This window comes from Streptomyces sp. NH27 (assembly GCF_056859195.1).
Map to the genome: position 1 here is coordinate 1 of NZ_JACEGK010000501.1, position 5,984 is coordinate 5,984.

The window sequence follows — 5,984 nt, forward strand, 5'->3', positions numbered from 1 at the left end:
GAGGTCGGGCCGGTCGAGGTGGAGGCGACGGTCGCGGTCGAACGGGTGGAGGGCGGGAGCGGCAGGATCCGTTTCTGGGTGGCGGAGTTGGGCGGTGACATGAAGCTGTCGCACGCGGACACGCAGCGGATCAAGCTCACGTTGAACCCGAAGGCCGTGGACGCGGGCGGTTCCCCGCGTACGGTGCTGGTGGTGGGCGACGCCGTCGACGGCGAGCGGTGAGGCGACGCCGGATGGTGGCGCTCGTGGCGCGGCGGCGTAGTGCCGGCAACGGGCGGGGAAACCGGGGGACATGAGCGAAGGCGGCGGCCAGGGGCTGGAGGTGGAGCGGGCCGCGGAGGTCATCGTCCGGCTGGCGGACGGGTCCGAGCGGCGCGGCTCCGGGTATCTGGTGTGCGCGGGAGAGGTGTTGACGGCCGCGCACGTCCTTGAGGGCGCGGCGTCGACGGACTGCCGCTTCAACGCGGGCCAGGCGGGGGAGCGTCGGCAGGCGGCCCGGCTCGCCTTCGCCGACGCCCACGCCGACATCGCGGTGTTGCGGCTGGACGATGCCCAAGTCCACCCGGAGTCAACGGAGTCAACGGAGCCGACGACTCCCGTACGCTTCGGCCGGGTCGGCGAGCGCGACGCCGTACTGCGGTGCAGCGCGCTCGGCTTCCCCCGCTTCAAGCTGCTGGACGACCCCGACGGGTCCCGCTACCGGGACGCCGAGCATGTGCGCGCGACCGTACCCGTGCTGTCCAACCGCCGTGAGGGCACCCTCGATCTGCACGTCACGCCGCCCGGCGCGGAGAACCCGTGGCCGGGGATGTCCGGGGCCGCGGTGTTCGCCGCGGGCCGCATCGTCGGCGTGGTGACGCGGCACCATCCCGCTTACGGCCTGGGGCGCCTGGCCGCCGGCCGGGTCGATCGCTGGCCGGAGCTGATGCCGGCCGAGCGCCTCGCCGAACTGTCCGCACTGCTGCACACCCCGCTCACCGGCCTGCCCGACGTCCTGCCCACCACCCGCGTCGACCAGTTGGAAGCCGGCCACCGCGACCGCCTCACCGGCATCGCCCCCGTCCAACTGCTCGACCGAGAAGCCGAGTTGACCGAACTCGCCGCATTCTGCGGCGGCGCGGAACCGTACCGCTGGATCCAGGCCCCGCCGTGGACCGGAAAGACCGCGCTGGCCGCCTGGTTCGCCCTGCACCCGCCCGACGGCGTCGCACCGGTCTCCTTCTTCGTCACCAACCGCGAGGCCGCCTCCGCCGACAGCTCCGACTACATCGACGCCGTCATCATGCAGTGCGCGCGCCTCGCCGGCCGCGACCCGATGCTGCTCGCCTCGCCCCACGCCCGCGCGGACGAGTGCCGACTGCTGCTCAAGGAGGCGGCGCGGCGGGTGGGGGAGAGCGGCGGTACCCTCCTGCTCCTGGTGGACGGCCTGGACGAGGACCGTTCGGCGGCACGCCAACTCGTCAGCGTGGCAGCCCTGTTGCCGTACACGCCACCCGAGAACATGCGCGTGCTGGTGCTGAGCCGTACCAGCCCCGGCGTCCCGGCGGACGTCTCCGGCGGGCACCCGCTGCGTACCTGCCGCACGGTCGGACTCACCCAGTCGCGAGCCGCTCGGCACACCGCGATCGACGCCACCCACGACCTGTCGCAGGCGCTTTCCGGCGGGAACGAGGCGGCCGCCCGGCTGGTCGGGCTGCTGACCGCCTCCCGCGGCGGCCTGTCCCGGGACGACCTCGCGGAGCTCTCCGGCCTCGACCACTGGGTGCTCGGCGCGCACCTTGGCAGCGTCTTCGGCCGCATCGTCCGCGAACGCGCCCTGACGCAGCAGCAGTTCGGGGCGATCGCCGCCGACGGGACCAAGCGCGGCTACCTGCTCGCCCACGAAACGCTGCACGCCGCGGCCGAACGGGTGCTCGGCCCCGGCCTCGACACCTACCGTAACCAGCTGCACTCCTGGTCCGACCGCTACCGCGATGCCGGCTGGCCGGCCGCAACACCCGCCTACCTGCTCGGCGGCTACGTCCGCATGCTCGTCTCGGCGGGTGACCGGGAACGCGCGCTCGCGCTTGCGACGGACCCGGTCCGGCACGCGCGGATGCGGATCGAGACCGGCTCCGACTGGGCCGCGCTCAGCGAGATCGCGGCGGTGGCCGCGGCCGACGACGACCTGGGGGACCAACTCGCCCTCGCCGTAGCGCGGATGGCACTGCGCAACCGCAACGACGGGCTGAAGCCGGAGCACGTGATCGCCCTGGCCGGGCTCGGCGAGTCGCGCCGCGCGGTGGAGATGGCCCGATCACTGTCCTGGTTCGGCAGCCGGGCGCGGGCCCTGGCGGGCATCGCCCTGACGGCAGAGGTCCGTTGGGGGAAGGACGGCCAAGCCCGTGCCGAGGAGCTGATCGCCGAGGCACACGCGGTGTGCGTGGCGCACCAGGCCGACGCCATGACCGATCCGGCGGTGGTCGACGTCGCCTGCGCCCTGGCCGAGATCGGTCACGTGAAGCAGGCGCGGGACATGGCCGACAGGTGGCCGGACTTCTCATATTCATCGCCGTCGGCGTGGGCCCGTCTCGCGAAGGCGATGGCGCCGCATGATCCGATCAAGGCGCGTGCGGTGCTGGCAACAGCGGCACGGATGGTCATGGCGGAGCTACCGGACGAACGGACCTCAGCCGACTACCGGGACAAACTGCGGCATGCGGTCAGCCTCGCTGCCGTGGCCGCGGCCGTCGACCCGGACCTGGTCCCGGCTCTTGCACGACGGATCGAGGATCTGACCGCGACCCTCGTGTCGTGGGGCGGGCTGTCGACGGCCTACGCGTCCTCGGCGCTCGTCGGCCATGATCCGGCCGTAGCGCGTCGGCTGGCCCTGACCGTCGCCGAAGAGCTGCGGACGGGGTCGCGCGGGTGGAGCCCGGACAGTTTCGCGGGTGGGCCGGTCGGAGGGAAGCCCCTGGAGATCTGCTTGGACGTGCTGGCCGCGGTGGGTCTGCCGGCCGAGGCCGAGTCGCTGGTCGACGACCTCTCCCAGCGTCGTACGCGCGCGGCGGCCCCAGTGCTACGGGCTTTCGTCCGTCGTGGTGCACTGGCCCGCGCCGAAGCCTGGTTGAGCGACATTCAGGCGGGGGTCGGCGCGGGCGCGTACGAGGAGATACTGGTGGCCGGGCTCGCGGCGCGCGGGGACTTCGCCGCGGCCCGGACCCGAATGGCGGGATTCGACGGCGAAGGCGGCTTCGTCTTGCTGCTCGACGAGTTCCCGCGGGTGGTCGCTCAGGTCGGCGCGCACCAGCGTGCACAGGCCGTGGCCTTCTTCGACGAGATCGTGGACAGGGTGCTCCGCGCCGGCCACCTGAGTGTCGGCGCCACCGCCATGCTCGCGACGGCGCTGACGGAGCTGGGCGGCCCCGACGGCCGCGCCGACGCGGAGCTGCCCGCCGTCCACGATGCGCGAGGTGTGCTGCGCGCCCGGTTTCTGCTGACCATGATCGGCTCGCATGTGGCGCACGGTCGTGCCGCGGACGCCGATGCCTTGGCGCAGGAGCTCTTTCGTGAGGCGCGGGATTCCTGGGCCGAGACCTCCCGCATCGCGGTCCTGGCGGCCGTTCTGGTCGAACGGCCGTGCGAGGCGGAAGAGTTCCACGGCCTCAACCTCGAGCGGACTCGGTTCGTCCCTCAACGGGCGCTCGCCCAGCAGAGTTTGGCGGACATGGTCCTCGACGCGGTCCGCGCCACCGCTGCCTGGAACCGGCCCTCGCCCGGCGGACCGGGCCTCTTCCCCGGTCTGCGGTCGCTGCTGCCCGCGGCGGGGGACCGGCTCGAATGGCTGCATGCGGCCATGGCGCTCGCCCTGACGCTGCACACGTCCGACGCCGAGGGCGAGCGCGCGTTGCTCGCCGAGGTCGCGTCGCGCCTCACCTCCGACCCGCCGGCCGGGCGCGAACCGTGCGCGGTGGCCGCGCTGATCGTGGCAGGGGCCGACCCGGAACGCGCCCGGGAACTGCTGCACGAGGCGCTGTCGTATCCGCGGCGCAGAGTCGCGCGCGGCGGCGGCGACGGTGAACTCCTGCCGCTGGAGATCGCGTTCGGGCTCGTCGCGGTCGGCGCCCCCGCACGGATCGAGCTCGACCGGTATCTGTCTCCCGTCGATCGCACGGAACAGGCGGACGAGTGCCGCGGGATGCTTGCCGCCGCCCTGGTCGGGGCCGCGCCCCAGGCGATCGCCAACGCGCTGATCGCCTACCCCGAGTCCGCGCTGCCCGAAGAACCGGCCATGCCGTCGCACATGTACCTGGCGCAGGCCCGCGCCGCCCAACTCGCCACGCGCAGCGCCGCCGCGGACGCCCTCGCCCGCCAACTCGTGGACGAGCTGCTGGCCGGCGAGCACTGGCACCACGCGCTGCCCGCGCTCACCGTCCTCGCGCCCGATGCCGTACGTCGCACCCGCGACGCCGTCCGCGCGTACGTCGGGCACCTCGGCTGAGTCGGAACGCTTCGACGCGTGGCGTCGAGCATCGAGCCGGCGGCGCGGCCCGGCCGGGACGCCGGCGCTCACCTCGCACCCGACGCCGTACGCGCTTCCGTCGAACCCCTCGACGGGTGCCGACTCCTTCAACTTGTGGCACCCGCCCGGCGACTCCGCGCTGATCGGGCGCGCCCGTCGCCGCTTCGCCCACGGTGCGCTGCGGTTGCCCGGGGAGCCGCGCACGCGTACGGCGGGCCGGGCCCGGGGTCCGGTCCGGCCGGTCCTTCCGAACCGGTCCAGCCGGCCGAACCTCCTCGACCACCTCGCCCTGATCGGCATCGCCACCGGCGGCATCGTCCTGTCCACCGCCCTCCAGGCGGTCGACCTCGACTACCTCGTCACCGTCCTGTCCGACGCCTGCGCCGACGCCGACCCCGACGTGCACGACACCCTCCTCACCAAGCTCCTCAACCGCCGCGGCGACGTCCTCACCACGACCGAATGGGCGGCCACCCTCCCCCCGACCAACTGACCCCGAGCACGGCCCACTTGTCCGCAGCCCACGTGCCCGTACCCGGCCCTCCGCACCCGGCCGCGCGCCGCCACCGGGGCTTTCGATCGGTAGGGCCGGCAGTGGGCCTGGAGGGCGCTGGTGCCGTTCCCCCGCGCTCTGCGGGGGAGCGATGACGCGGGGACGGCCGGCTCCTGTCAGCGCAGGGCCTGGGCGATTCGCTGCCGCAGCGTGTGGTCGCTGATGGTGTCGGCCTCGCGCCAGGCGGCGTCGGTGACTTCTTCCGTCTGGAGCCGGCCGATGCCGGTTGCGGTGCGGAAGAGAAACCGGAAGTCGAAGTGCTGGTGGGCCGGTTCGCCCTTGGCGTCGTTGGCAGGGATGGGATGGACGTCGATGTGGACGGGCCGGTCGCTCACCGGGGTGACCTCTTCGGGGCCGATGCCGGTCTCCTCGGCCAGTTCGCGTAGGGCGGCCTCCAACAAAGTGGCGTCGCCGTCCTCCAGATGACCGCCGGGCAGGAGCCACTTGCCCAGTGCGAGGTGGTGGATGTGCAGGATGCGGTCGTCGGGTCCGACCACGATTGCGCCGGCGGTGGCATGCCCGCGGAACTCCTTGCGGGAGGTCGGGGCCGCCCCGTCGTAGAGCAGCTTCAGCAGGGGAGCGAGGCCGTCCTTCTCGTTCGGGTGATCGGTCAGGTAGGTGTTGACCGCGGTGTGGATGTGGCTGGTCGTGATGGGCAAGGGGTTCTCCTCAGCGGTTGAAGTAGCTCAGCCAGGTCGCGGCGATGGCGGCCCGGTCGGCGCCGTCGGCCTCATACATACCGGCTCCCAGCCCGCCTCGCGCGAGGACACCCGCCTGACCGGCCCCCGGCCCGTCGCGTACCGGCGTCGCCCCTGACCCGGGCGACGGCACCGGGGGCGTGTTCGCTCCGCGCCCGGCCGACCCCTGACCCGCCCCTGCCCCCGGGATGTCAATAACGTTTCAACCGTTCCTCGACGGGCTCGGGTCTAC

The 5,984-nt window shown here is 73.3% G+C and carries 4 protein-coding genes; 3 read left to right on the forward strand and 1 reads right to left on the reverse strand.

The genetic code is table 11. The annotated features are described in order from the left end of the window. The 3 genes from AC13HU_RS30390 to AC13HU_RS30400 form a co-directional block, all read left to right on the forward strand. A partial coding sequence (locus AC13HU_RS30390) for a trypco2 family protein (RefSeq protein ID WP_483045185.1) occupies positions 1 to 222 on the forward strand: 222 nt, incomplete at its 5' end. A 70-nt stretch (positions 223 to 292) separates the two neighbouring features. Beyond that, entirely contained in the window at positions 293 to 4,480 is a 4,188-nt protein-coding gene (locus AC13HU_RS30395; RefSeq protein WP_483045186.1) for a trypsin-like peptidase domain-containing protein, read from the forward strand. Between the two features lie 133 nt (positions 4,481 to 4,613). Continuing rightward, positions 4,614 to 4,994, forward strand: coding sequence for an isochorismatase family protein (locus tag AC13HU_RS30400; RefSeq protein WP_483045187.1), 381 nt, complete (start codon positions 4,614 to 4,616; stop codon positions 4,992 to 4,994). Between the two features lie 176 nt (positions 4,995 to 5,170). Here AC13HU_RS30400 and AC13HU_RS30405 read toward each other — a convergent pair whose 3' ends face one another. Then, entirely contained in the window at positions 5,171 to 5,713 is a 543-nt protein-coding gene (locus tag AC13HU_RS30405; RefSeq protein WP_483045188.1) for an NUDIX hydrolase, read from the reverse strand. Positions 5,714 to 5,984 lie beyond the last annotated feature (271 nt).